We start from the raw sequence: 25,911 nt of genomic DNA, 5'->3' as shown, positions 1-25,911 counted from the left end.
TTTCCCGTCGCCTGCGGGCAAAAATGCAACTTTTCCGGTTTTTATCTTCCCGTTTCGCTCAACTTAGTATAAAAAAGCAGGCTATTTCGTCTATCCAGATAAGACTTGCATACCCAGGAGCATTACCTTGAATATTTCCAGGATTTCCCGTCTGGCGTTGGCACTCGCCTTTGGCGTGACTTTATCCGCTTGCAGTTCAACACCACCGGATCAGCAACCTTCTGAGCAGGTTGCTCCGGGCACCGCTTCCCGTCCGATCCTGTCAGCGGCTGAAGCGAAGAACTTCACCCGTGCGCACTATTTCTCGGCGATGGATCCCAATGCAGCCCCGTGGACGCCTTCTTCTATTAACCTGCCGAAACAGCCAGACTTCGTTGTCGGCCCGGCCGGGGCAGAGGGCGTTACACACACCTCTATTCAGGCAGCCGTTGATGCCGCAATTACCAAACACAGCGCATCTCGTCAGTACATTGCCATCCTGCCGGGTGAATACGAAGGAACCGTTTATGTTCCGGCGGCACCGGGAAGCATTACGCTTTACGGCCTGGGCGAAAAAGCGGTCGACGTAAAAATTGGCCTGGCGATTGATTCAGAGATCGACAGCACCACCTGGCGCCATCTGGTGAACCCGGCCGGTAAATACATGCCAGGTAAACCGGCGTGGTATATGTTTGATAACTGCCAGCGCAAGCGTGCCGCCACCATTGGCGTGATGTGTTCGGCGGTATTCTGGTCACAGAACAATGGCCTGCAATTGCAGAACCTGACCATTCAGAACACCCTGGGCGACAGCGTTGACGCAGGTAATCATCAGGCCGTGGCGCTGCGTAGCGATGGCGACAAGGTACAGATTAACAACGTCAATATCCTGGGCCGCCAGAACACCTTCTTCGTGACCAACAGCGGCGTGCAGAATACCCTTCAGAACAACCGTCTGACGCGTACTCTGGTCACCAACAGCTACATTGAAGGCGACGTGGATATGGTCTCTGGCCGCGGCGCGGTGGTATTTGATAACACCGACTTTCGCGTGGTGAATTCACGTACGCAGCAGGAAGGTTACGTCTTTGCCCCGGCCACGCAGTCTAACCTGTTCTATGGCTTCCTGGCCGTGAATAGCCGCTTTACTGCTGCTGGCGATGGCGTGGCGCAGCTTGGTCGCTCGCTGGACGTGGACTCCGCCACTAACGGCCAGGTCGTGATCCGCGACAGCGTGATTAACGAAGGCTTTAACATGGCAAAACCGTGGGCGGATGCGGCGATCTCGAAACGTCCTTTCTCCGGCAACACCGGCACGGTGGATGATAAAGACAACGTGCAGCGTAACCTGAACGACGCTAACTTTAACCGCATGTGGGAATACAACAACCGCGGTCTGGGTAGTAAAGTGGTTGCTGAGCCGAAGCAGTAAAATGCCTGCTGCCGGGTGGCGGCTGCGCCTTACCCGGCCTACCTCATGCATTAACCGCGCATAAAAAAACCTCGCATTTGCGAGGTTTTTTTCGTCTACGGATCAATGAGCGTTAATCACAACCCACATCGGCCCTTGTCCGACCGCATAGCGTCCTTTCTCTTCCAGTAGACCCTGCACGCCCTGGATTTCATAGAGCGCAATGTGGTGGGATTTCTGCCCCGCCGCAATCAGGTATTTGCCGCTGTGATCGACATTAAAGCCGCGCGGCTGGGTTTCTGTCGGCTGGAAGCCTTCAACTGCCAGAACGCTGCCGTCTTCAGAGACGCTGAAGATGGTGATCAGACTGGAGGTACGGTCACAGGCATACAGGTGACGGCCATCCGGCGTAATGTGAATGTCTGCCGCCCAGCGTGTGTCGGAGAAATCAGATGGCATCATGTCCAGCGTCTGTACGCACTCGATCTGCCCGTTAGGATCATTCAGTTCCCACACGTCTACCGAGCTGTTCAGCTCGTTAACGACATAGGCATACTGCTGATTCGGATGGAAGACCATGTGGCGCGGGCCTGCGCCTTCCACGGTGGTGACTTCCGCCGGGCTCTGCGCGACCAGATGGCCGTCATCGCTCAGGGTGAACAGGCAGATGCGATCCTGCTTAAGCGCTGGCACCCACAGCGTGCGGTTATCCGGCGAAATGTTGGCGGAGTGGCAACCTTCGAGCCCTTCTACCACGTCGACGGTTTCAACGGGAATACCGTCTTCCAGGCGGGTGACGCTCACGCAGCCTGCATTGTAGGAGCCGCTGAAGATAAAGTTGCCTTTATGGTCAGTGGAAATATGGGTCGGGCTGCCCGGCAGCGGGGCTTCTGCGGTATAGGTCAGCGCGCCGTCATCCGGGGAGATACGGTATGCCAGTACGCGGAATTCCGGGCGTACGCCGACATAAAGAAAACGTTTATCCGGGCTGACGACCATCGGCTGCACCTGGCCTGGCACATCAACAACCTGAACCAGCGTAAGCGAACCTTCTGTATTCAAACGCCAGACATGGATCTGCTGACTTTCAGGACTGGCGGTATAAACGGTTTGTTTCATGAATACTCCTGATTATTTTTAACGGTGAATGCTGAATTGTAGTCCGGGATTTTGCAGGGTTCCGCTCTCGGTGTACCATCCCGACAGACCTTAAATTCAACATTAACCCGGAAGAAAAAATGACCTCGCGAGTGATTGCCCTGGATTTAGACGGAACACTGCTTACCCCTCAGAAAACCCTGCTCCCCTCTTCTCTTGAGGCCCTCAAACGAGCCCAGGAAGCGGGGTATCAACTTCTCATCGTAACGGGTCGACATCACGTAGCCATTCATCCTTTTTATCAGGCACTGGGCTTAGATACACCTGCAATTTGTTGTAATGGCACCTATTTGTATGATTATCAGGCAAAAAAGGTTTTAGCCTCCGATCCGCTTCCCGTTACGCAGGCGCTGCAATTGATTGATTTACTGGATGAGCATGCCATTCACGGCCTGATGTATGTGGACAACGCCATGGTGTATGAACGCCCTACCGGCCATGTGATCCGCACCAGCAACTGGGCTCTGTCTCTGCCGGAAGCGCAGCGTCCGGTGTTCACTCAGGTTTCCTCCCTGCGCCAGGCGGCGGAAGACGTCGACGCAATCTGGAAATTTGCCCTGACCGATGAAGACACCGCCAAACTGAATACTTTCGCAAAACATGTCGAGCATACGCTGGGTCTGGAATGTGAATGGTCCTGGCACGATCAGGTGGATATAGCCCGCAAAGGCAACAGCAAAGGAAAGCGTCTGACCCAGTTCGTCGAATCGCAGGGCGGATCAATGCAGGACGTAATTGCCTTCGGCGATAACTATAACGACATCAGCATGCTGGAAGCGTCCGGAACGGGCGTGGCGATGGGTAATGCCGATGACGCGGTGAAAGCGCGCGCTGACGTGGTGATTGGCGATAACACCACCGACAGCATCGCGCAGTATATTTATACCCACCTGCTGTAATCAGGCGGTTATGGAAACGCTCTTGATTTGCGCGTAAAGCCACAGGCCAGGCTTGATGCCCAGCTCATCCCTGGCCCACGGGCTGATGCGCGCCCACAGCGTTCTGTTGCCTACTTCCAGCTGCACTTCCACCTGGCCGTTATCATCAAAACACTGCGCCACTTTTGCGCGCAAAATATTGCGGATACTGGTTTGCAGCGGCGGTTGCAGGACCAGGGAGACATCCGACGCCTGAATGCGGATCCGTAACGTGGACTGAATCGGCGTATCGATTTTATTCACCCACAAATGCTGATCGCCCAGCGCCAGCGCGGTCATCGCGTAGTGCGGATGGTGCTCCAGCACGCTCACCTTCAGAATGCTGCTCTGCTGCTCCTTTGGCAGCCATGGATGCATAACGCTGCTGCCCCACACCTCCTCCAGATTGCCGAATGCCTTCACCCTGCCCGCTTCCAGCACCAGCACTTTGTCGGCCAGATGTAAAATCTCATCCAGCGAATGGCTGACGTAGAGCATTGGCACATTGATTTCCCGCGCCAGACGTTGCAGATACGGCAGCAGCTCGCGCTTGCGCGGAATATCCAGCGAGGCCAGCGGCTCATCCAGCAGCAACAGTTCCGGCGCGGTTAACAGGGCGCGGCCAATCGCCACGCGCTGTTTTTCACCACCCGACAGCGACGACGGCAGACGATCCAGCAGCGGTTCGATGCCCAGCAGCGCCACTAGCTTATCGAACTGTCCGGCCATGTTTTTTGCCATGCCGTAACGCAGGTTCCCGCGAACGCTGTAGTGCGGAAACAGGCGCGCATCCTGAAACACATAGCCGATACGGCGTTTGTCCGGTGACAGGCAGACCTTCTTCTCCGCGTCATTCAAGACGCGGTTATTTAACACAATACGGCCAGACTGGGGACGCGTCAGGCCGCTAATCGCATTAATCAGCGACGTTTTCCCCGCCCCGGACACGCCAAAAATGGCGGTGATACCGCTGGCAGGCAGCGTTTCGTTCAGCGTCAGGGTGTGACTGCCCAGGGTTTGCGTAAAGTTGAGTTCCAGCATCACGATTTCCCCATCCGTTCACGGCTGAGGCGCGCCAGCCACTCAGACACCAGCAGCGAGACCAGAGCGAGCACAATCGAAATAATACACAGCCGGGCCGCCGCACCTTCGCCGCCCGGGGTCTGAATCAGGGTATACATGGCCGACGGGATGGTCCGCGTCTCGCCGGGAATGTTCGACACAAAGGTGATGGTCGCGCCAAACTCACCCAACGAGCGGGCGAAGGCTAACACCGTACCGACAATAATGCCCGGTAACGTGAGCGGAAGCGTAATGGTCAGGAATACCCGCCAGCGGCCTGCGCCCAGCGTGCGGGCGGCCTGTTCTAACCGGATATCTACCCCTTCCAGCGCCAGGCGGATAGCGCGCACCATCAGCGGGAAGGACATTACTGCCGCGGCCAGAACCGCGCCGCGCCAGCTGAAAGCAAAGGTCAGTCCGAACCAGTCGTACAGCCATTCGCCAATAAAACCGCGCCGCCCCATGGAGATCAGCAGCAGATATCCGACCACCACAGGCGGTAAGACAAGCGGAAGATGGAGAACACTGTCGAGCAGGGCTTTGCCTGGAAACTTCACGCGAACCAGTAACCAGGCAAAGAACACCCCAAAGGGCAAACTCAGCGCAACCGCCAGGGAAGAGACTTTCAGGCTCAGCAGCACGGCCTGCCATTCAGGTTCGGTCAATATCATTCGTGAGTCGTAAATCCGTAACGTTTAAAGATCGCGGACGCTTCCGGCCCCTTCAGGTAGTCAACAAAGGCCGTCACGGTCGCATTTTTATGTCCATCAACTATCGCAACAGGATATTCTACTTTCTTATGCGAGTCTTCCGGGAAGGTGCCCACCACCTTCACACCTTTACTGGCGACGGCATCGGAGCCGTAAACGATCCCGAGTGGCGCTTCGTTACGCTCCACCAGCGCCAGCGCGCCACGCACATCTTCTGCGGGAGCCAGCTTCGGCGATAAGGTCTCCCATGCACCCAGTTTTTGTAGCGCTTCTTTCGCATAAATCCCGGCAGGAACATGCTCCGGATCGCCTACCGCCAGACGGCCACCGTTGAGCAGACGGGTCCAGTCCGTCTGTTTGTTGATGGCGATGTCGTCCTGCTTGCTGTTTGTGGGCGCGACCACCACCAGGCTATTTCCCAGCAGCGTTTCGCGGGTAGCCGTATCAACAGATTTTTTCTCCACCGCGTAATCCATCCATTTCTGATCGGCAGAGATGAACAGATCCGCGGGTGCCCCCGCTTCAATCTGGCGGGCCAGCGTGGACGAGGAGGCAAACGACGAGACCACCTCGACGTTTTTCTCTTTTTTGTATACCGCAGCAATATCCTGCATCGCGTTAGTCAGCGACGCCGCCGCAAAGACCGTGATTTTTCCTTCATCCGCCAGTGCGTGGGCGGTGAGTGAGAGAGTCAGCGTTGCCCCTGCGAAAAGGCGTACCCATGAACGTGCCATTTGAAGCTCCTGTGCGTGTCGTTATATACAAATAAATATAACGACATATCGCAGGCGTTCCTAGCGCTAAATCGTACCCATTAATGCGTAAACTCAAGGAACGTTGTAAAAGATATCGGCGGGAAAGGAATAAACTTGAGAGCAAAACGCCCGGGCTGGCCGGGCGTTTTGGAGGAAATCATTGCTGCTTTTTAGGCTGGTCACGACGATGACCAATGTTCGAAAAGACGTTGAACACTTCACCCAGGCCGTAGATGGCACCGAGGATGATAGCCATCACTACTGGCACCATGATTACCGCGAATACCAGACTTTTCAACAACTCTAACATGGTTTTCTCCAGATCTTGTGAACGGCTTATTCTACCCTGAAAAGTAAGAAAAACATCCCCTTTTGTGCGGTGCGCTTTCCGCCCCCGGGCATTTGGGTCACAATAGCCTTTTTACCGGGACACTGTTATGCAGGCCGAAATTCTCCTCACCCTACGACTTCAGCAGAAGCTTTTCGCCGATCCGCGACGCATCGCCCTGTTAAAACAAATAGAACAAACTGGCTCGATTAGCCAGGGCGCCAAAAACGCCGGTATCAGCTATAAAAGCGCCTGGGATGCGATTAACGACATGAACACCCTGAGCGAACACACGCTGGTTGAGCGCGCCACCGGCGGGAAAGGCGGCGGCGGCGCCGTGTTGACGCGTTACGGGCAACGTCTGATCCAGCTCTACGATTTACTGGCGCAGATCCAGCAAAAAGCATTTGATGTGCTGAGCGATGACGACAACCTGCCGCTGGACAGCCTGCTGGGCGCCATCTCCCGTTTCTCTTTGCAGACCAGCGCCCGCAACCAGTGGTTTGGTACGGTGACGGGGCGCGATCATTCGCAGGTGCAGGAGCATATAGAGATCCTGCTCGCGGACGGTACGACGCGTCTGAAAGCCGCCATCACCGCGCAAAGTGGTCAACGCCTTGGGCTGAACGAAGGTCAGGAGGTGCTGGTATTACTCAAAGCGCCCTGGATCAGCATCGCACTCAACCCTGAGCAGGCCGCAGAGGCCGACAACCAGCTACGCGGGCGTATCAGCCACATCGAGCGCGGCGCAGAACAATGTGAAGTGCTGATGACCCTGCCGGATGGACAGTTGCTCTGCGCCACCGTTCCGGTGAACGACGCGACCGAATTAGACGAAGGTGCTGTGGTGACCGCATATTTCAATGCAGACAGGGTAATTATCGCCACATTGTGCTAAGCGCATTGACAACCCTGCTTACACTGAGTATCCCTGACATCTGTTGCTGCAAAAAATGGGATAACACATGTCATCATTGCATATTTCGCAAGGCACGTTTCGTCTTAGTGATACCCGTACCTTATCGCTGCCAGAGTTAACCCTTCGCGCCGGAGAAAGCTGGGCGTTTGTGGGCACGAATGGCAGCGGAAAATCCGCGCTGGCCCGCGCTCTGGCAGGCGAATTAACCCAACTGAAGGGTGAACGTCGGTGCACCTTTACCCGGCTGACGCGCCTTTCCTTCGAACAGCTGCAAAAGCTGGTCAGCGATGAGTGGCAGCGTAACAATACCGATTTGCTCAGCCCCGGCGAAGAGGATACCGGCCGCACGACGGCGGAAATTATCCAGGATGAGATAAAAGATCCTGCCCGCTGTCAGCAGCTGGCGGAGCAATTTGGCATTACCGCCCTGCTTAATCGCCGCTTTAAATACCTTTCAACCGGTGAAACGCGCAAAACGCTGCTGTGTCAGGCGCTGATGAGCGAGCCGGAACTCCTGATCCTGGATGAACCGTTTGACGGACTGGATGTGCAGTCCCGCGCGCAGCTGGCAGCGTTGCTGGCGTCGCTTAACCAGCAGGGATACACGCTTGTGCTGGTTCTTAACCGCTTTGATGAGATCCCGGATTTCGTACAGTATGCGGGCGTGCTGGCGGACTGTAGCCTGACCGAAACCGGCGAGAAAGCCGTACTGCTTCGGCAGGCGCTGATTGCGCAGCTGGCGCACAGCGAGAAACTGGACGGTATTGCCCTGCCGGAGCCGGATGCGCCTTCAGCACGCCACGGGCTGGACCCTGACCAGCCGCGCATTGTGCTGCGCGATGGGCTGGTTGCTTACGACGATCGCCCTATTCTTAATCACCTCAGCTGGACGGTTAATCCTGGTGAGCACTGGCAGATCGTCGGCCCCAACGGAGCGGGTAAATCCACGCTGCTGAGCCTGATCACCGGGGATCACCCGCAGGGATACAGCAACGATCTCACCCTGTTCGGCCGTCGCCGCGGCAGCGGGGAAACCATCTGGGATATCAAAAAGCACATCGGCTATGTCAGCAGCAGCCTGCACCTGGACTACCGGGTGAGCACCACGGTGCGAAATGTGATCCTCTCTGGCTTCTTCGACTCCATTGGTATTTATCAGGCGGTATCCGACAAGCAGCACAAGCTGGCGCAGCAGTGGCTGGATATTCTGGGTATGGATAACCGGGTCGCCGATGCGCCATTCCACAGCCTGTCGTGGGGGCAGCAGCGGCTGGCATTGATCGTCCGCGCGCTGGTCAAGCATCCTACGCTGCTGATTCTGGATGAACCGTTGCAGGGGCTGGATCCGCTCAACCGTCAGTTGATCCGCCGCTTTGTGGATGTCCTGATTAGCGAAGGTGAAACCCAGCTGCTGTTTGTGTCTCACCATGCTGAGGATGCCCCGTCCTGCATCACCCATCGGCTGGAATTTGTCCCTGACCGCGAGCAATACCGCTACCTGCTGAGCAAAATCGATTAACGCGTGGAGGGCGCTGCCCTCCGCTTTTCAGACAACCTGCAACAATACATCTCTATCTCTTTGATCTACAATGCACTCAGTCTGTGAAAAAGCGCGTGTGAAAACCAGTGTAAACGATACCACTATTTTATCCCATGTCACACTTTTCGCGTCTCTGATATGCTATGGTTAATTCATACCATAAGCCTAATGGAGCGAAATATGCGAGTTCTGGTAACAGGTGGTAGCGGTTACATAGGAAGTCATACCTGTGTGCAACTGCTGCAAAGCGGCCACGATGTCGTCATTCTTGATAACCTGTGCAACAGTAAGCGCAGCGTGCTGCCGGTCATTGAACGTCTTTCGGGTAAACAGCCGACTTTCGTGGAAGGCGACATCCGCAATGAAGCGTTGATGACTGAAATCCTTCACGATCACGCGATTGAAACCGTTATCCACTTCGCTGGCCTGAAAGCGGTTGGCGAATCGGTGGCAAAACCGCTTGAGTACTATGACAACAACGTCAACGGTACCCTGCGTCTGATCTCCGCCATGCGTGCGGCCAACGTTAAAAATTTTATCTTCAGCTCCTCCGCCACCGTCTACGGCGATCAGCCAAAAATCCCTTACGTTGAAAGCTTCCCGACCGGTACGCCGCAAAGCCCGTATGGCAAAAGCAAGCTGATGGTAGAGCAGATCCTGGCCGACCTGCAAAAAGCCCAGCCTGAGTGGAGCATCGCCTTGCTGCGCTACTTCAACCCGGTCGGCGCGCATCCGTCAGGTGATATGGGCGAAGATCCGCAGGGCATTCCTAACAACCTGATGCCGTATATCGCGCAGGTTGCCGTAGGGCGCCGCGATTCCCTGGCGATTTTTGGTAACGATTATCCCACCGAAGATGGCACCGGCGTGCGCGATTACATTCACGTCATGGATCTGGCCGACGGCCACGTGGCGGCGATGCAGCAGCTGGCTGATAAACCGGGCGTGCATATTTACAACCTCGGCGCCGGGATCGGCAGCAGCGTGCTGGACGTGGTGAATGCCTTCAGTAAAGCCTGCGGCAAGCCGGTGAAGTATCACTTCGCTCCCCGCCGGGATGGCGACCTCCCGGCTTACTGGGCCGATGCCACCAAAGCGGATAAAGAGCTTAACTGGCGTGTCACCCGCACGCTTGATGAAATGGCACAGGATACCTGGCACTGGCAGTCGCGCCATCCGCAAGGCTATCCAGATTAAGGATTTGTCATGACGCAATTCAATCCCGTCGATCACCCGCATCGTCGTTTTAACCCGCTCAGCGGGCAATGGATTTTAGTTTCACCGCATCGCGCCAAGCGCCCCTGGCAGGGGGCGCAAGAGACGCCTGCCAAACAGACGCTGCCGCAGCATGATCCGGACTGTTTCCTCTGCCCGGGCAATACGCGCGTGACGGGCGATAAAAACCCGGACTACCAAGGCACCTTCGTGTTTACTAACGACTTTGCCGCGCTGATGACCGATACGCCAGACGCGCCGGAAAGCCATGACCCGCTGATGCGCTGCGAAAGCGCCCGCGGCACCAGCCGCGTGATCTGCTTCTCGCCCGATCACAGCAAAACGCTGCCGGAGCTGAACGTGGAGGCGCTGAAAGAGGTGGTCAGCACCTGGCAGGCGCAAACCGCAGAGCTGGGGCAGAGCTATCCCTGGGTGCAGGTGTTCGAAAACAAAGGCGCGGCGATGGGCTGCTCCAACCCGCATCCGCACGGTCAGATCTGGGCGAACAGCTTCCTGCCAAATGAAGCCGAGCGTGAGGACCGACTGCAAAAAGCATATTTCGCCCAGAACGGTTCGCCGATGCTGGTGGATTACACCCAGCGTGAGCTGGCGGATGGCAGCCGTACCGTGGTGGAAACCGAGCACTGGCTTGCGGTGGTCCCTTACTGGGCGGCGTGGCCGTTTGAGACGCTGCTGCTGCCTAAAGCCCATGTTCAGCGCATTACCGAACTCAGCGACGCCCAGCGAGACGACCTTGCGCTGGCGCTGAAAAAATTGACCAGCCGCTACGACAACCTCTTCCAGTGCTCCTTCCCCTACTCCATGGGCTGGCACGGCGCGCCGTTTAACGGCGAAGAGAATCAACACTGGCAGTTACATGCACACTTCTACCCGCCGCTGCTGCGTTCTGCGACGGTACGTAAATTCATGGTGGGCTATGAAATGCTGGCGGAAACCCAGCGCGACCTGACGGCGGAACAGGCGGCAGAACGTCTGCGTGCCGTTAGCGACGTCCATTACCGCGAATCAGGAGTCTAAAAAATGAGTCTGAAAGATAAAACACAATCCCTGTTTGCTGAGAAATTTGGCTACCCTGCCACCCACGTTATCCAGGCGCCTGGCCGCGTTAATCTGATTGGCGAGCACACCGACTATAACGACGGTTTTGTCCTGCCGTGTGCCATCGACTACCAGACGGTGATCAGCTGCGCGAAACGCGACGATCGTCATGTGCGAGTGATCGCCGCGGATTACGGCAACGAAATTGACGAATTTTCCCTCGATGCGCCGATCGTGACCCACGACAGCCAGCAGTGGTCGAACTATGTTCGCGGCGTGGTGAAGCACCTGCAAAAGCGTAACAAGAATTTCGGCGGGGCCGATCTGGTGATCAGCGGCAACGTGCCGCAGGGGGCGGGATTAAGCTCTTCCGCATCGCTGGAAGTGGCGGTCGGCACCGTGTTCCAGCAGCTTTATCATCTGCCGCTGGACGGGGCGCAAATCGCCCTCAACGGTCAGGAAGCGGAAAACCAGTTCGTAGGCTGCAACTGCGGCATTATGGATCAGCTGATTTCCGCGCTGGGCAATAAAGAACACGCTTTGCTGATTGACTGCCGCTCCCTCGGGACCAAAGCGGTTCCACTGCCTAAAGGGGCGGCTGTGGTGATCATCAACAGCAACTTCAAACGCACCCTGGTGGGCAGCGAGTACAACACCCGTCGCGAACAGTGCGAAACCGGCGCGCGCTTCTTCCAGCAGCCAGCCCTGCGTGATGTCTCACTTGATGAATTTAACAAGGTTGCCCACGAGCTGGACCCGGTTGTCACGAAGCGCGTGCGTCATATACTGACGGAAAATGCCCGTACCGTAGAAGCCGCCTCCGCGCTGGCAAAAGGTGACCTGAAGCGGATGGGCGAGCTGATGGCCGAATCGCATGCCTCCATGCGTGACGATTTCGAAATCACCGTGCCGCAAATCGACACCCTGGTTGAAATTGTGAAAGCCACGATTGGCGACAAAGGCGGCGTGCGTATGACCGGCGGCGGATTTGGCGGGTGCGTCGTCGCCCTGGTGCCGGAAGAGCTGGTCCCTGCCATTCAGGACGCGGTGGCTAAACAGTACGAAGCCAAAACGGGCATCAAAGAAACTTTCTATGTCTGCAAAGCATCACAAGGAGCCGGACAGTGCTAAACGAAACACCAACACTCGCACCGGATGGTCTGCCGTATCGCCTGTTAACCCTGCGCAACAGTGCCGGGATGGTGGTTACGCTGATGGACTGGGGCGCAACGTTACTTTCTGCCCGCGTACCGATGCCTGACGGCAGCGTGCGCGAAACCCTGCTTGGCTGCGCATCGCCGGAGCAGTATATCGAGCAGACCGCTTTTCTGGGCGCATCCATAGGCCGCTACGCTAACCGCATCGCCAGAAGCCAGTTTACGCTGGACGGCGTAACGTATTCCCTGCTTGCCAGCCAGGGCGAAAATCAGCTACACGGCGGCCCGGAAGGGTTTGATAAACGTCGCTGGAAGATTGTGCAGCAAAATGACGGTGAGGTCTGGTTCTCTCTGGACTCCCTCGATGGAGACCAGGGCTTCCCGGGCAATCTCACCGCAACTGCGCGCTTCACCCTGACCGAAGATAATCGCATCGCCATTGAGTACCGCGCGACCGTCGATAAGCCGTGCCCGGTCAATCTGACTAACCACGCCTATTTCAACCTTGACGGTAATCAGACCGATGTCCGCAGCCACAAACTCCAGATCCTGGCGGATGAGTATCTGCCGGTCGATGAGATGGGTATCCCTTATCAGGGGCTGAAACCGGTAAGCGGAAATAGCTTTGATTTCCGTCAGCCGAAAACCATTGCTCAGGATTTCCTGAGTGATGACGATCAGCGCAAGGTGAAAGGCTACGACCACGCGTTCCTGTTGCAGGCAAAAGGCGATCTTTCTCAACCTGCCGCACAGGTCTGGTCTGCTGATGAGAAGTTACAGATGACGGTCTACACCACCGCCCCCGCCCTACAGTTCTACTCCGGTAACTATCTGGAGGGTACCACGGCGCGTGAACATGACGCCTACGGCGCCTGGCAAGGACTGGCGCTGGAGAGCGAGTTCCTTCCGGACACGCCTAACCATCCTGAATGGCCGCAGCCGGACTGCGTGCTACGTCCGGGTGAAGAGTACGTTAGCGTCACCGAGTATCATTTCATTCCGCGCGCTTAATGTCCGGCGGCGCACGGGCCTACGAATATAGGCCTGATAAGCGAAGCGCCATCCGGCATAAAAGACTGGCCCTCATCGCGAGGGCTTTTTTATCTCCGCCTTGCTGAAAATAGCGGCGATCGCAGACAAAATCATAACCCTGGATTCACATGCATCTTACACTCTCGAACTATTTTCGCTATGGTTAGGGTTAAGCGTTGCTGCTGGCACAGTCACGGCAATATAATGAGAATTGTTATCATTCAAAATGCTTGAGGAGTAAGAAATGGCTAATACTAAGCTTGTCCTGGTGCGCCACGGCGAAAGCCAGTGGAACAACGAAAACCGCTTCACCGGTTGGTATGACGTTGATCTGTCCGAGAAAGGCGTGAGCGAAGCAAAAGCGGCAGGTAAACTGCTGAAAGAAGAAGGCTTCACCTTTGACTTTGCTTACACCTCTGTGCTGAAACGTGCCATCCATACCCTGTGGAACGTTCTGGACGAGCTGGATCAGGCCTGGCTGCCGGTTGAGAAATCCTGGAAACTGAACGAGCGTCACTACGGTGCGCTGCAAGGTCTGAACAAAGCGGAAACCGCAGAAAAATACGGTGACGAGCAGGTTAAGCAGTGGCGTCGTGGTTTTGCGGTCACGCCTCCAGAGCTGAGCAAAGATGACGAGCGCTACCCGGGCCACGATCCGCGTTACGCGAAGCTGACTGAGGCTGAACTGCCGCAGACCGAAAGCCTGGCGCTGACCATCGACCGCGTTGTGCCTTACTGGAACGAAACCATTCTGCCACGCCTGAAAAGCGGCGAGCGCGTCATTATCGCTGCTCACGGTAACTCCCTGCGTGCGCTGGTGAAATACCTGGACAACATGGGTGAAGATGAAATCCTCGAGCTGAATATCCCTACCGGCGTGCCGCTGGTGTACGAGTTCGACGAAAACTTCAAGCCAGTTAAACATTACTACCTGGGTAACGCCGACGAAATCGCTGCAAAAGCGGCGGCCGTGGCGAACCAGGGTAAAGCGAAGTAATATTCGCCGGACATAAAAAAAGCGTGGAGCAATCCACGCTTTTTTATTGCCCGGGACAAACTTAGCCGCGACGCGCTTTAACCGCATCCGCCAACTGACGCAGGATCGCATCGGTATCGTCCCAGCCAATGCAGGCATCCGTCACGCTCTTACCGTAGACCAGCGGCTCGCTGCCCTCCAGGTTCTGGTTGCCTTCCACCAGATGGCTCTCAATCATCACCCCAATCACTGCGCGTTCACCGCTGGCGATTTGCTGACACACATCTGCGCCGACTTCCATCTGCTTTTTAAACTGTTTGCTGGAGTTGGCATGGCTGAAATCGATCATCACCTGCGGTGCCAGACCCGCTTTCTCCAGCCCTGCTTTTACCTCCGCTACGTGTTTAGCACTGTAGTTAGGCTCTTTACCGCCGCGCAGTATGATATGGCAATCGCCATTACCGCTGGTATTCACGATAGCGGAGTGGCCCCACTTGGTCACCGACAGGAAGCAGTGCGGCGCGCCAGCCGCATTAATGGCGTCAATAGCGACTTTAATGGTGCCATCAGTGCCATTTTTGAACCCCACCGGGCATGACAGGCCAGACGCCAGCTCACGGTGAACCTGAGATTCCGTCGTACGCGCGCCAATAGCGCCCCAGCTCATCAGGTCAGCCAGATACTGCGGGGTGATCATATCGAGGAATTCTCCGGCAGCAGGCAGCCCGCTGTCGTTGATCTCCAGCAGCAGCTTACGCGCAATGCGCAGGCCGTCGTTGATCTGGAAACTGTTGTCCATATGCGGATCGTTGATCAACCCTTTCCAGCCCACGGTGGTACGCGGTTTTTCGAAATAAACGCGCATCACGATTTCCAGTTCGCCTTTCAGCTCTTCACGCAGGGCGAGCAGACGGGACGCATACTCTTTGGCCGCAGCAGGATCGTGAATGGAGCACGGCCCAATGACCACCAGAAGACGATCGTCGCTACCTTTCAGGATCTTGTGGATCGCCTTGCGGGCATGAGACACCGTGTTGGCGGCATTTTCGGTGGCGGGGAATTTTTCAAGGAGCGCTACGGGAGGTAATAACTCATTGATCTCTTTAATGCGTAAATCGTCGTTCTGATAATTCATCTTCTTTCCGGCTCTGCCATATCTTTAATAATGAAAGCAATCCTTTCAATCTAACTTGTCGGCCACGAAGTGTAAACGGGCTTTTACACTTCGCGCAGATAATTCCTGGAATTCGCCTAAAATACACAACAAAATAGCGAAAAATGAGATCTGGCCTAAGCTTTTTACTTGTAACGACTGTTTTTAAATATTTATACGCGATTCCATCCTGACATAAATCAGGAAACTGGGATCTTTCGCCACTGAACAAGATGCACTGTTGGAGAATGTTATCCAGCGTAACGATAAGAACAGGAGCACCATGATGAAAATGACGAAACTGACTACGCTTTTCCTGACGGCAACCCTTACTCTGGCAAGCGGTAGCGTACTGGCTGCTGACGCAGGCTCATCCGGCAGCAACGGCGACGCTAATGCCGCTGCCGAAGCGGGCCAGGTTGCGCCGGATGCAAAACAGAATATTGCGCCAAACAATGTTGATAACAGTAATATCAACACGGGCAATACCAACACCGGCGGGACGAGCACAGGCACGATGAACCATGAGGGTATGACCACCGACGAGGTTCATAAAAACTCTGTGTGTAAAGACGGGAAATGCCCGGACCCGAATGACAAAGTAGGCAGCGATGCCAATACCAAAACGGACGGTACTACCCAGTAACCTTCCGTAAGGTAAAACAGGGAGAGCGAATGCTCTCCTTTTTTATTTAAGCTCTTAAAAACGCTAAACTAAAAATAATAATAAATCAGGAACGATACCATGGCGCACTCCCACTCCCATTCCCACTCCACTGGCGATGAAAATGCCAAACCGCTTCTGCTGGCTTTTGGCGTCACTGCCACCTTTATGATAATTGAGGTAATAGGCGGGCTGATATCCGGATCGCTGGCGCTGCTGGCCGATGCCGGGCATATGCTGACCGACGCTGCCGCGCTCCTGTTTGCTCTGCTGGCCGTGCAGTTTGCCCGTCGCCCTCCCAATACCCGCCACACCTTTGGCTGGCTCAGACTGACCACGCTTGCCGCCTTTGTGAATGCGATTGCACTGGTGGTCATTACTATTCTTATCGTCTGGGAGGCTTTTCAGCGCTTTCGGCATCCACAACCGATAGCCGGGACGACAATGATGGTTATCGCCATTGCCGGGTTGGTCGCCAATATTCTGGCGTTCTGGATATTGCACCGCGGCAGCAGTGAAAAAAATCTGAACGTACGGGCCGCGGCGCTTCATGTGCTGGGCGATCTGCTGGGTTCCGTAGGTGCCATCGTAGCCGCGCTGATCATTATGGGCACGGGCTGGACCCCTATCGACCCGATTCTTTCCGTGCTGGTATCGTGCCTTGTATTACGCAGTGCCTGGCGGTTGTTGAAAGAGAGCGTCAATGAGCTGCTGGAAGGCGCTCCCACGTCGCTGGATATTGGCGAGCTAAAACGCAATCTGTGTCGTTCCATTCCTGAAGTCCGTAACGTTCACCACGTTCACGTCTGGCTGGTGGGTGAGAAACCGCTTATGACGCTGCACGTTCAGGTTATTCCGCCCCACGATCACGATGCGTTGCTTGAACGTATTCGGCACTTCCTTGAGCATCACTACGAAATTGCGCACACCACCATCCAGATGGAGTATCAGCCATGTAACGGGCCAGACTGTCACCTGAACGAGGCGCAGTCCGGCCACTCACACGCCCATCACCATTAACGGGAAAGCGCGCGCGAGCCACGCTCACGCGCGCTGTTAATCCACATGCGACTGCCGTTCAGGGCAATGACCGTCAGCAGCATGTACTCCAGCGACATGGCATAAACACCCTGGCGGGAAAAAATCACCACGCTAATGACGTTGATGACCACCCACAGCAGCCAGTTCTCAACGTATTTACGGGTCATCAGGATCATTGCGGCAATCGACAGTACCATCATGCAGGAATCCCAGAACGGGAAGGCATCCGGCTGAAGCTCAGGCATCGTCACGTTTAATCCCAGACCCGACATGACCGAGACCGCCACGCGCGTCAGGAAGGCAAATACCGGATCAATAAAGACGGTCATAAAGCCGATAGCTACCACGCAGGCCGCGAACCAGGTGATGGCTTTTGGCAACGGCAGCCAGCGGATTTGCAGTTCCGCCTCCTGCTGACTGTTTTGCCGAGACCAGGCGTACCAGCCATAGATATTGGCTGCGAAGAAGAACAGCTGTAGAAGCAGGCTGGCGTAGAGCTGGATCTGGAAAAAGATGATCGCAAACAGCGTGACGTTTATCAGCCCGAACGCATAGTTGCTGATCTTCTCAAGGCTGGCCAGCCAGATACAGAGTAAACCGGCCAGCGTACCCACCGCTTCAATCCACGACAGGTCATAGCCGCCCGCACCAATCGGGATATGAACCAGGATGTTCTGTGTGCTAAAAAAATCCATTTTTTCTCCGGGGCGTAATAAGTTAAGTACGTAGTGTAGCCGCAAAATCCAGCATACGGTTAAGTGGAATTAACGCGCCTTCACGCAGAGCGGCATCCACGTGGATCTCATGCGCTGCGCCACCGTTTTCCAGCCCCTCCGCAATCGCTTTGAGCCCATTCATCGCCATCCACGGGCAATGCGCGCAGCTTCGGCAGGTCGCCCCTTCTCCGGCGGTCGGCGCTTCGAGCAACGTTTTTTCCGGCACGGCCTGCTGCATCTTGTAGAAGATACCGCGATCGGTCGCCACAATGAGCTGCTTGTGTGACAGGGTTTTCGCAGCATGAATGAGCTGGCTGGTTGACCCGACGGCATCCGCCATGTCGACGATGGACTGCGGGGATTCCGGGTGCACCAGAATCGCGGCGTCCGGGTATAATCCTCTCATGCGCGTCAGGGCCTGGGTCTTAAACTCGTCGTGAACGATACAGGCGCCCTGCCAGCACAGCACATCCGCACCGGTTTGTTTTTGTACATAGTTTCCCAGGTGACGATCGGGCGCCCAGATGATTTTCTCCCCCAGGCTGTCCAGATGCTCAATCAGCTCAACGGCGATACTAGAGGTCACTACCCAGTCTGCCCGGGCTTTCACCGCCGCAGACGTGTTGGCATAGACCACCACGGTACGATCAGGGTGGGCATCACAGAAGGCGGTGAACTCATCAATCGGGCAACCGAGATCAAGGGAGCATTCGGCATTCAGCGTCGGCATCAGTATGGTTTTTTCCGGGCTGAGAATTTTTGCCGTTTCGCCCATGAAGCGCACACCTGCAACCAGCAGCGTGGAGGCAGGATGTTTTGCACCGAAACGCGCCATTTCCAGGGAATCTGAGATACAGCCGCCCGTCTCTTCCGCCAGCTGCTGAATTTCCGGGTCGGTGTAGTAATGCGCCACCATCACCGCATCACGCTCTTTAAGCAGGCGCTTGATTTTCTCACGATAGAACTGTTTTTCATCCCTGCTTAGCGGAGCGGGCTTCGGCGGGAAGGGATAGATTGCGGTTTCGGGATCAAACATCACACTCATTATGGCTTCTCGTTTTACTAGCTTAACAATATTGCCTTTGTTTTGCATGAGATAACAAAAATGAGGCAATGGTGTTTTGTATACTAAACAAGATAGCGAATTTGAGGGGGAATGTCATCGGGAATTGATGCCGGTAGCATCTGTCGGGTGGCGGCTTCGCCTTACCCGACCTACAAGGCACTGGCGAACGACAGATAGCAAAAAGGCGCCTTTAGGGCGCCTTTCAACACTGGTGGGTCGTGCAGGATGACTCGGCTTCGCCTCGCCCTTCGGGCCGTTGCTAAAGCAACGTTATCCTTCACGTTTAATATCTGAGTAAAACATTAAAATTGGTGGGTCGTGCAGGATTCGAACCTGCGACCAATTGATTAAAAGTCAACTGCTCTACCAACTGAGCTAACGACCCCTTGCGGGATGTACTTCAAATCTATTCAGGCTGGTGGGTCGTGCAGGATTCGAACCTGCGACCAATTGATTAAAAGTCAACTGCTCTACCAACTGAGCTAACGACCCATTCGGGTGTTGCCTGAATTATCACTCGGAACCAATAAAATTGGTGGGTCGTGCAGGATTCGAACCTGCGACCAATTGATTAAAAGTCAACTGCTCTACCAACTGAGCTAACGACCCGAGTGGTGGGTGATGACGGGCTCGAACCGCCGACCCCCTCCGTGTAAAGGAGATGCTCTACCAACTGAGCTAATCACCCACTCTGTACTGCCAGAACTGCTTTAAGTGGTGGGTCGTGCAGGATTCGAACCTGCGACCAATTGATTAAAAGTCAACTGCTCTACCAACTGAGCTAACGACCCACTTTTGCGCTGCTTTCACGTTGTTTGATATCCCGTGGCAACGGCGGCATATATTACTGATTTAAGAATTCTGCGCAACAAAAATTTCGATGAAGATCACTTAACTGCTTAGGAATCATGCTGCACGACCAGAAATGACGCGATTTCTGGTCATGCGATAATCAACCCATCGAACTCAAACGTTTTTGCGCTTGTTTGGCGCCGTCTGTACCCGGGAATTTTGCAACCACCTGCTGATAAACCGCTTTGGCTTTTGCAGTGTCGCCTTTGTCCTGCATGATCACGCCGACTTTATACATCGCATCAGGCGCTTTCGGTGATTTCGGGTAATTTTTCACCACAGAGGCAAAATAAAACGCCGCATCATCCTTTTTACCCTTGTTGTAATTCAACTGACCCAGCCAGTAGTTCGCATTTGGCTGGTAAGTGGAATCAGGGTACTTCTTAACGAAGTTCTGAAACGCAACGATAGCATCGTCCTGGCGCGATTTGTCCTGCACCAGGGCAATGGCCGCGTTGTAGTCCGTATTCGCGTCACCGCTCTGTACAGGCGCACCAGACGACGCGGAGGCATCTGCCGCAGGTGCAGGCGTTGCCGCACCGCTTTGATCGCCTGCTGCTGGCTGTGCTGCTGCTCCGCCGCTGTTCAGGCTATCCATCTGCAACAAAATTTGCTTCTGGCGCTCCACAACCTGATTAAGCTGATACTGACTCTCCTGGATCTGACCACGAAGGGAATCAATATCATTCTGGTTATCGGAAAGCTGCTGCTGGAGTTGAGTTAAAAGCTGGCTGTGAGCGTTAGAAATACGCTCGAGTTGAGTGACCCGGTCTTCTACCGAGCCTGAGCCGACACTACTGATTGGTGCCTGAGCAAAAGCGGCCCAGGGGGCCGCTATTCCAACCAGTAACGACAGACTCATCAGATGATGTCTGAAGTTACTGCTCATGCAATTCTCTTAGTAAACGAGTACGGCACGACGGTTTTTGGAGTAAGCCGCTTCGTCGTGACCCAGTACTGCTGGTTTTTCTTTACCGTAAGAAACGATGGAGATCTGGTCAGCAGAAACGCCTTTACCCTGGAGGTACATTTTAACAGCGTTTGCACGACGTTCACCCAGGGAGATGTTGTACTCCGGAGTACCACGTTCGTCCGCATGACCTTCTACGGTGACTTTGTAAGACGGGTTGCTACGCAGGAAGTTTGCGTGCGCATCCAGCATTGCAGCGAAGTCAGAACGGATGTCGTATTTATCCAGATCGAAGTAAACGATGTTGTTCTGCTGTAACTGCTGCATCTGAAGACGCGCTTGCTCTTCAGAAGACATATTGCCATTGCCGTTAGCGTCCATACCGGTGCCGGCACCCATCATGCCTTCGCCGCTCTGGTCATTGCTTGCATTCTTGTTAGAAGAACACGCTGCGATTGCCATAACAGGCAGAGCGATCATCAGCCCCTTCAGCACTTTGTTCAGTTGCATTTCTAAGATTCCTTTAGTAATCAATTAATTATTATTACAGATACGGCGACCAGGCAGGTGATTTTACCTGTCCATCAGTTGCCGGAAGACGCGCTTTGAAACGCCCATCTGTAGAAACCAGATTCAGCACGGATCCCATCCCCTGAGAAGAGCTGTAGATTACCATGGTGCCGTTAGGTGCCAGACTTGGCGTTTCATCCAGGAACGTTGACGACAGTACTTGTACGCCCCCCGTTACCAGATCTTGTTTGGCAATGTGCTGCTGACCACCCGCAGTACTGACCATTACCATCGTTTTACCATCGGCACTGACGTCAGCATCCTGGTTCTGAGAACCTTCCCAGGTAATACGCTGCGCTGCTCCGCCGTTGATATTCACTTTATAAACTTGTGGACGACCTGCCTGGTCAGACGTAAAGGCCAGATTCTGGCTGTCCGGGAACCAGGTTGGCTCAGTGTTGTTGCTACGACCATCCGTGACCTGACGGATCTGACCAGAACCAATATCCATCACGTACAGGTTCAGACTACCGGTTTTAGACAGGGCAAACGCCAGTTTGGTACCGTCCGGAGAGAACGCAGGCGCACCGTTGTGACGCGGGAATGACGCAACCTGACGCACAGCACCGTTAGAGAGCGTCTGGATAACCAGCGCGGAACGGCCGCTTTCGAAGGTCACGTACGCCAGCTTAGAGCCGTCCGGAGACCATGCCGGAGACATCAGCGGCTGTGGTGAACGGTGTACGGTGAACTGGTTGTAGCCATCGTAATCAGAGACGCGCAGCTCATAAGGGAACTGGCCGCCGTTGGTCTGTACTACGTACGCGATACGAGTACGGAACGCACCTTTAATACCGGTCAGCTTCTCAAACACTTCGTCACTCGCCGTATGGCCTGCGTAACGCAGCCACTGCTTGTTCACCTTATACGTGTTTTGAGCCAGAACGGTACCCGGCGCACCGCCGGTATCCACCAGCTGATAAGCGACGTTATAGCCGCCGTCTGGCGCAGGAGTAACCTGTCCGACAACCACGGCATCAATACCCAGTGCAGACCATGCAGCAGGTTGAACTTCCTGAGCGGTACCCGGCTGCTGCGGCAGACGAGAACGATCTAAGGGGTTAAATTTACCGCTGTTACGCAGGTCAGCTGCAACAATGCCGCCAATATCTTCAGGCGCAGCGCCCGGGCCTGCCCACTGGAACGGAACGACACCGATTGGACGCGCTGAGTCGTTCCAGTCGGTAATGTCGATGCTTACTGTGGCATGCACTGCTGACGTCAACAGTACTAAAAAACCAAAAGCTAATCGTAATGCCTGCTTCATCATATCTCCCTTATCCGAACAATAAGTCCTGGATAATTTAGCAGAAGGTTAACAAACTCAAATACACAAAACTATCAGAACCCGATAACCGCAGCTCTGCTTATGGCTTAAAGTTCAGCGAAGCGTCTTTGAACACTTCATAGACAGCCTGTGACGGAGGTTTTGGCAGTTTTGCCTGATTCACTGCCACAAGTGCAGCCTGGCATAACGCTTCATCTCCCCCTTCTGACTCAACGCTCAGCACCATACCATCCGTAGCCAGTTTAATATGCAGTCGGCAGGTTTTCCCGGTATAGAGCGATTTATCGTTAAGTCTGCTGGCAATAGCCGCAGCAATCTGATTCTTATAGTCGTTGATCTCAGCGCCAGAAGCACCGTTGTTCTTAGTGTTACCACTTCCTGCCGGTGCTGCGTTACTTCCTTTCGCCCCACCGCCCGTTTTCGGTGCATTCTTACCGGAGCTCAGGTCGCCCAGCAGATCGTCAACCCCTGCGGCAGCGGCTTTTTCCGCAGCAGCGGCCTTTTTAGCTGCGGCTTTTTCGGCAGCCGCTTTCTTATCAGCAGCGGCTTTCTCAGCTGCCGCTTTTTTATCAGCAGCGGCTTTTTCCGCAGCGGCGGCTTTTTCTGCCGCAGCTTTCTCGGCGGCGGCCGCTTTTTTCGCAGCATCGGCAGCCGCCTTCTTCTCTGCTTCCTGCGCAGCTTTTTTGGCGGCTTCCGCTTCGGCTTTCTTCTGTGCGTCAGCGGCCGCTTTTTTCGCCGCTTCGGCTTCTGCTTTCTTCTTCGCATCAGCCGCCGCTTTCTTCGCTGCTTCGGCTTCCGCTTTCTTCTGCGCATCAGCAGCCGCTTTCTTCGCCGCGTCTGCGGCTAACTTAGCCTGAGCATCTGCCTGCGCCTTCGCGTCTGCTGCGGCTTTGGCTGCCGCCTCTTCCGCCTGCTTCTGCTGCTCCTGAGCTTTCTTCGCTGCGGCTTCAGCCTGTTTCTGCTGCTCCGCCTGCTCTTTAGCGGCTTCCTGCGCCTGCAAACGCTCTTTCTCAAGCTGCTTCAGACGTTCCTGCTCGGCGGCCTGCTTTTCACGCAGCTCTTCCGCCTGCTGTTGCGCCTGTTTTTCACGCTGTTCTTCCGCGCGTTTTGCGCTCGCCTGCTGCTGTTGCTGGCGATTATAGTTCTGCACTACCGCACCGGGATCCACCATGACGGCGTCGATGGACGAGCCCCCACCGCCGCCTGATGCATCAAGGTGCTCATCGAACGAACTCCAGATCAGCGCTGCAAAAAGAATTACGTGCAGCACTGCGGAGACGATTATCGCTCGCTTAAGCTTGTCGTTCTGTTCGGTTGCCTTTGACACTATCGGTTCCCAAAAACTACGCAGATGATCAAATAGGCTGAGTCATTAAGCCAACTGACTTAACGCCCGCGCTATGTAGCAAGTTCAGCGCTTTGATAATTTCATCATATGGTACGTCTTTCGCACCACCGATTAAGAAGACCGTCTTCGGATTTGACTCCAGGCGTCGTTGCGCTTCAGCAATAACCTGCTCTGGCGGAAGCTGATCCATACGATCTTTCTCTACCACCACGCTGTACTGCCCTACGCCGGAAACCTCAATGATGACCGGAGGATCGTCATTGGTGCTTACCGCCTGTGATTCTGTCGCATCCGGCAGATCAACTTCCACGCTCTGGGTGATGATGGGCGCCGTCGCCATAAAGATCAGCAGCAGCACCAGCAGCACGTCCAGTAACGGAACGATATTGATTTCGGACTTGAGCTCGCGACGACCTCGTCCACGCGATCTGGCCATGGTTTACCCCTTGTTGCTCTCGGTGCTGGTAAACGCCTGACGATGCAGAATCGCGGTGAACTCTTCCATAAAGTTGTCGTAGTTCAGTTCCAGTTTGTTCACGCGCTGGTTCAGACGGTTGTACGCCATTACCGCCGGAATTGCGGCGAACAGACCGATTGCGGTCGCGATCAGTGCTTCTGCGATACCCGGCGCAACCATCTGCAACGTTGCCTGCTTCACCGCCCCAAGGGCGATAAAGGCGTGCATGATCCCCCACACCGTTCCAAACAGGCCGATATACGGGCTGATGGAGCCAACGGTTCCGAGGAAAGGAATATGCGTTTCAAGATTTTCCAGTTCGCGGTTCATGGAGATGCGCATCGCACGCGACGCTCCTTCTACCACGGCTTCCGGCGCATGGCTGTTAGCGCGATGTAAGCGAGCGAACTCTTTGAAACCGCTATAGAAAATTTGTTCGGAGCCTGAAAGGTTATCACGGCGTCCCTGGCTTTCCTGGTACAGACGAGAAAGCTCAATACCCGACCAGAACTTATCTTCAAACGCTTCGGCTTCGCGGCCGGCGGCATTGAGGATACGCGTTCTCTGGATGATGATGGCCCAGGATGCGATTGAAAAACCAATCAAAATCAACATGATAAGTTTAACCAGAAGGCTTGCCTTCAGGAACAAATCAAGGATATTCATGTCAGTCACTGCTTAAACTCCGCGACAATAGACTTAGGAAGCGCACGAGGCTTCATTATGGTTGGATCAACACAGACAATCAGGACTTCAGCTGAGTTCAGTACCGTATTCTCTGCATTGACTATCCGCTGCGTGAAAACCAGTGAAGTTCCGCGCATTGATGTAATTTCTGTTTGAACTTCGAGCATATCGTCGAGTCTGGCAGGCGCAAAATACTCAAGCGTCATCTTGCGTACCACGAAGGCAACTCGCTCAGCCAACAGCACCTGTTGACTAAAGTGATGATGGCGCAGCATCTCTGTGCGTGCCCGTTCATAAAAAGCAACGTAGCTGGCGTGGTAGACCACACCACCGGCATCAGTATCTTCGTAATAGACACGTACCGGCCATCGAAACAGCGTTGTATTCACTTTACATCCCGGTAATACAAGAAAAGTTGGAGCTTTCAAACTTCGCTACTATACGCGCGGGAATGATGGTTTGGAATGGGGGAAAGTAAACGGAGAGTAAATTTTTATGGGCCAGGGTAAGCCCATAACGTTAACGGACATTTCTTATTCAGAAGAAGAAGAAAATCAAACCGGCGAGGAGAACCAGATCGGCAATCAGTGGGCAGAAGATGCCCTGCCAGTGAAGCGCTTTCGGACGAAAGCCGACACCGTGAATCACGCCTGCGCACACCGCCCACATAATCAGGAAGCCGTGCCAGATTTCAAGCTCGCTGGTTTTCGCCGCGAAGCGCGACGGGTCCCAGAAGATACAGCCTGCCAGCAGTAATGCCATAATGAGGGAAAGCGCCCTCAAGGGGCGCTTATCCATTACCGCATATAACGTTGCGATAATATTCATTAGTGCTTTTCTTCACCTGCTTTGGTCGCTTCTACATGCTCAAGCGCCAGGGCAGTGATGACACCAAACGCACAGGCAAGAAGCGTCCCTAAAATCCATGCGAAATACCACAT

Annotated in this window: 28 protein-coding genes and 5 tRNA genes; 11 read left to right on the top strand and 22 right to left on the bottom strand. The window is 54.7% G+C overall.

Translation table 11 applies throughout. The annotated features are described in order from the left end of the window. Window positions 1–127: 127 nt before the first annotated feature. Window positions 128–1,411 (top strand): putative acyl-CoA thioester hydrolase, encoded by a 1,284-nt coding sequence (locus ACQG0T_RS06690; protein WP_017384948.1) that lies wholly within the window; start codon window positions 128–130, stop codon window positions 1,409–1,411. A 102-nt stretch (window positions 1,412–1,513) separates the two neighbouring features. Here the strand turns inward: ACQG0T_RS06690 and pgl are convergent, their stop codons facing one another. After that, window positions 1,514–2,509 carry a 6-phosphogluconolactonase gene (gene pgl, locus ACQG0T_RS06685; RefSeq protein WP_015571095.1) on the bottom strand — a complete coding sequence of 332 codons (996 nt, stop codon included), beginning with the start codon at window positions 2,507–2,509 and terminating at the stop codon, window positions 1,514–1,516. 119 nt (window positions 2,510–2,628) lie between these two features. Here pgl and ACQG0T_RS06680 point away from each other — a divergent pair, with 119 nt between their 5' ends. Further along, entirely contained in the window at window positions 2,629–3,447 is an 819-nt protein-coding gene (locus ACQG0T_RS06680; RefSeq protein WP_017384949.1) for a pyridoxal phosphatase, read from the top strand. Here ACQG0T_RS06680 and modC read toward each other — a convergent pair whose 3' ends face one another. The 4 genes from modC to ACQG0T_RS06660 all read right to left on the bottom strand — a co-directional run bounded on the left by modC (window position 3,448) and on the right by ACQG0T_RS06660 (window position 6,302). Next, complete coding sequence (modC, locus tag ACQG0T_RS06675; RefSeq protein WP_017694124.1) at window positions 3,448–4,506, bottom strand: molybdenum ABC transporter ATP-binding protein ModC; 1,059 nt, start codon at window positions 4,504–4,506, stop codon at window positions 3,448–3,450. Then, on the bottom strand, window positions 4,506–5,198 hold the full coding sequence (gene modB / locus ACQG0T_RS06670) for a molybdate ABC transporter permease subunit (RefSeq protein WP_003858545.1): 693 nt from the start codon (window positions 5,196–5,198) through the stop codon (window positions 4,506–4,508). Before modB ends, modC begins: the two co-directional genes overlap by 1 nt. Further along, window positions 5,195–5,971 carry a molybdate ABC transporter substrate-binding protein gene (gene modA / locus ACQG0T_RS06665; RefSeq protein ID WP_017384951.1) on the bottom strand — a complete coding sequence of 259 codons (777 nt, stop codon included), beginning with the start codon at window positions 5,969–5,971 and terminating at the stop codon, window positions 5,195–5,197. Before modA ends, modB begins: the two co-directional genes overlap by 4 nt. Before the next feature lie 178 nt (window positions 5,972–6,149). Continuing rightward, window positions 6,150–6,302 carry an AcrZ family multidrug efflux pump-associated protein gene (locus tag ACQG0T_RS06660; RefSeq protein WP_003858549.1) on the bottom strand — a complete coding sequence of 51 codons (153 nt, stop codon included), beginning with the start codon at window positions 6,300–6,302 and terminating at the stop codon, window positions 6,150–6,152. 127 nt (window positions 6,303–6,429) lie between these two features. Here ACQG0T_RS06660 and modE point away from each other — a divergent pair, with 127 nt between their 5' ends. The 7 genes from modE to gpmA all read left to right on the top strand — a co-directional run bounded on the left by modE (window position 6,430) and on the right by gpmA (window position 14,239). Continuing rightward, a complete protein-coding gene (gene modE / locus ACQG0T_RS06655) occupies window positions 6,430–7,218 on the top strand; it encodes a molybdenum-dependent transcriptional regulator (RefSeq protein ID WP_015571099.1) in 789 nt (262 codons plus the stop codon). Window positions 7,219–7,285: 67 nt separating this feature from the next. Continuing rightward, a complete protein-coding gene (gene modF, locus ACQG0T_RS06650) occupies window positions 7,286–8,758 on the top strand; it encodes a molybdate ABC transporter ATP-binding protein ModF (RefSeq protein ID WP_271040607.1) in 1,473 nt (490 codons plus the stop codon). Between the two features lie 201 nt (window positions 8,759–8,959). Further along, window positions 8,960–9,976 (top strand): UDP-glucose 4-epimerase GalE, encoded by a 1,017-nt coding sequence (gene galE, locus ACQG0T_RS06645; RefSeq protein ID WP_048220260.1) that lies wholly within the window; start codon window positions 8,960–8,962, stop codon window positions 9,974–9,976. 9 nt (window positions 9,977–9,985) lie between these two features. Further along, a complete protein-coding gene (galT, locus tag ACQG0T_RS06640; RefSeq protein ID WP_048220261.1) occupies window positions 9,986–11,032 on the top strand; it encodes a galactose-1-phosphate uridylyltransferase in 1,047 nt (348 codons plus the stop codon). A 3-nt stretch (window positions 11,033–11,035) separates the two neighbouring features. Then, window positions 11,036–12,184 (top strand): galactokinase, encoded by a 1,149-nt coding sequence (gene galK, locus ACQG0T_RS06635; RefSeq protein WP_048220262.1) that lies wholly within the window; start codon window positions 11,036–11,038, stop codon window positions 12,182–12,184. Beyond that, window positions 12,178–13,221 carry a galactose-1-epimerase gene (gene galM / locus ACQG0T_RS06630; protein WP_045328178.1) on the top strand — a complete coding sequence of 348 codons (1,044 nt, stop codon included), beginning with the start codon at window positions 12,178–12,180 and terminating at the stop codon, window positions 13,219–13,221. Before galK ends, galM begins: the two co-directional genes overlap by 7 nt. A 265-nt stretch (window positions 13,222–13,486) precedes the next feature. Further along, window positions 13,487–14,239 carry a 2,3-diphosphoglycerate-dependent phosphoglycerate mutase gene (gene gpmA / locus ACQG0T_RS06625; RefSeq protein WP_006809557.1) on the top strand — a complete coding sequence of 251 codons (753 nt, stop codon included), beginning with the start codon at window positions 13,487–13,489 and terminating at the stop codon, window positions 14,237–14,239. A gap of 61 nt (window positions 14,240–14,300) precedes the next feature. Here gpmA and aroG read toward each other — a convergent pair whose 3' ends face one another. Further along, window positions 14,301–15,353, bottom strand: a complete 1,053-nt coding sequence (gene aroG / locus ACQG0T_RS06620) for a 3-deoxy-7-phosphoheptulonate synthase AroG (RefSeq protein WP_003858564.1) — start codon at window positions 15,351–15,353, stop codon at window positions 14,301–14,303. Window positions 15,354–15,657: 304 nt separating this feature from the next. Between aroG and ACQG0T_RS06615 the strand changes: the two genes are divergently transcribed. Next, window positions 15,658–16,017: a protein YbgS gene (locus tag ACQG0T_RS06615; RefSeq protein ID WP_017384957.1), complete on the top strand. Its 360-nt coding sequence runs from the start codon at window positions 15,658–15,660 to the stop codon at window positions 16,015–16,017. A 99-nt stretch (window positions 16,018–16,116) separates the two neighbouring features. Beyond that, window positions 16,117–17,055: a CDF family zinc transporter ZitB gene (zitB, locus tag ACQG0T_RS06610; RefSeq protein ID WP_271040606.1), complete on the top strand. Its 939-nt coding sequence runs from the start codon at window positions 16,117–16,119 to the stop codon at window positions 17,053–17,055. On the opposite strand, the gene pnuC is transcribed toward zitB, so the two are convergent. The 16 genes from pnuC to cydX form a co-directional block, all read right to left on the bottom strand. Beyond that, window positions 17,052–17,771 (bottom strand): nicotinamide riboside transporter PnuC, encoded by a 720-nt coding sequence (gene pnuC / locus ACQG0T_RS06605; RefSeq protein ID WP_271040605.1) that lies wholly within the window; start codon window positions 17,769–17,771, stop codon window positions 17,052–17,054. The genes zitB and pnuC overlap by 4 nt on opposite strands. A gap of 22 nt (window positions 17,772–17,793) precedes the next feature. Beyond that, window positions 17,794–18,837: a quinolinate synthase NadA gene (nadA, locus tag ACQG0T_RS06600; RefSeq protein WP_017384960.1), complete on the bottom strand. Its 1,044-nt coding sequence runs from the start codon at window positions 18,835–18,837 to the stop codon at window positions 17,794–17,796. A gap of 330 nt (window positions 18,838–19,167) precedes the next feature. Beyond that, a tRNA-Lys gene (locus tag ACQG0T_RS06595) sits at window positions 19,168–19,243 on the bottom strand. A gap of 31 nt (window positions 19,244–19,274) precedes the next feature. Continuing rightward, window positions 19,275–19,350, bottom strand: a tRNA-Lys gene (locus ACQG0T_RS06590). Window positions 19,351–19,391: 41 nt separating this feature from the next. After that, window positions 19,392–19,467, bottom strand: a tRNA-Lys gene (locus ACQG0T_RS06585). Between the two features lie 3 nt (window positions 19,468–19,470). Continuing rightward, window positions 19,471–19,546, bottom strand: a tRNA-Val gene (locus tag ACQG0T_RS06580). Between the two features lie 27 nt (window positions 19,547–19,573). Further along, window positions 19,574–19,649, bottom strand: a tRNA-Lys gene (locus ACQG0T_RS06575). A 161-nt stretch (window positions 19,650–19,810) separates the two neighbouring features. Then, window positions 19,811–20,599, bottom strand: a complete 789-nt coding sequence (cpoB, locus tag ACQG0T_RS06570) for a cell division protein CpoB (protein ID WP_003858574.1) — start codon at window positions 20,597–20,599, stop codon at window positions 19,811–19,813. 9 nt (window positions 20,600–20,608) lie between these two features. Continuing rightward, the gene (gene pal, locus ACQG0T_RS06565; protein WP_003858578.1) at window positions 20,609–21,130 is read right to left on the bottom strand and encodes a peptidoglycan-associated lipoprotein Pal; all 522 of its coding nucleotides are present in this window, start codon (window positions 21,128–21,130) and stop codon (window positions 20,609–20,611) included. A gap of 34 nt (window positions 21,131–21,164) precedes the next feature. Next, window positions 21,165–22,457, bottom strand: coding sequence for a Tol-Pal system beta propeller repeat protein TolB (tolB, locus tag ACQG0T_RS06560; protein WP_017384962.1), 1,293 nt, complete (start codon window positions 22,455–22,457; stop codon window positions 21,165–21,167). A gap of 100 nt (window positions 22,458–22,557) precedes the next feature. Next, window positions 22,558–23,805 carry a cell envelope integrity protein TolA gene (gene tolA / locus ACQG0T_RS06555; protein WP_026094363.1) on the bottom strand — a complete coding sequence of 416 codons (1,248 nt, stop codon included), beginning with the start codon at window positions 23,803–23,805 and terminating at the stop codon, window positions 22,558–22,560. Between the two features lie 28 nt (window positions 23,806–23,833). After that, window positions 23,834–24,262, bottom strand: coding sequence for a colicin uptake protein TolR (tolR, locus tag ACQG0T_RS06550; protein ID WP_003858589.1), 429 nt, complete (start codon window positions 24,260–24,262; stop codon window positions 23,834–23,836). Window positions 24,263–24,265: 3 nt separating this feature from the next. Continuing rightward, the gene (gene tolQ, locus ACQG0T_RS06545) at window positions 24,266–24,958 is read right to left on the bottom strand and encodes a Tol-Pal system protein TolQ (RefSeq protein WP_003858590.1); all 693 of its coding nucleotides are present in this window, start codon (window positions 24,956–24,958) and stop codon (window positions 24,266–24,268) included. Further along, a complete protein-coding gene (gene ybgC / locus ACQG0T_RS06540; RefSeq protein WP_003858593.1) occupies window positions 24,955–25,359 on the bottom strand; it encodes a tol-pal system-associated acyl-CoA thioesterase in 405 nt (134 codons plus the stop codon). The genes tolQ and ybgC overlap by 4 nt, the downstream gene beginning before the upstream one ends. Window positions 25,360–25,507: 148 nt before the next feature. Continuing rightward, entirely contained in the window at window positions 25,508–25,798 is a 291-nt protein-coding gene (gene ybgE, locus ACQG0T_RS06535) for a cyd operon protein YbgE (protein ID WP_003858596.1), read from the bottom strand. After that, on the bottom strand, window positions 25,798–25,911 hold the full coding sequence (gene cydX / locus ACQG0T_RS06530) for a cytochrome bd-I oxidase subunit CydX (RefSeq protein WP_003858598.1): 114 nt from the start codon (window positions 25,909–25,911) through the stop codon (window positions 25,798–25,800). Before cydX ends, ybgE begins: the two co-directional genes overlap by 1 nt.

Source organism: Enterobacter cloacae complex sp. 302F9, assembly GCF_050030335.1.
In the GTDB taxonomy this organism is placed as follows: Bacteria; Pseudomonadota; Gammaproteobacteria; order Enterobacterales; family Enterobacteriaceae; genus Enterobacter; species Enterobacter hormaechei_C.
This window is presented reverse-complemented; position numbering and strand designations above follow the sequence as displayed.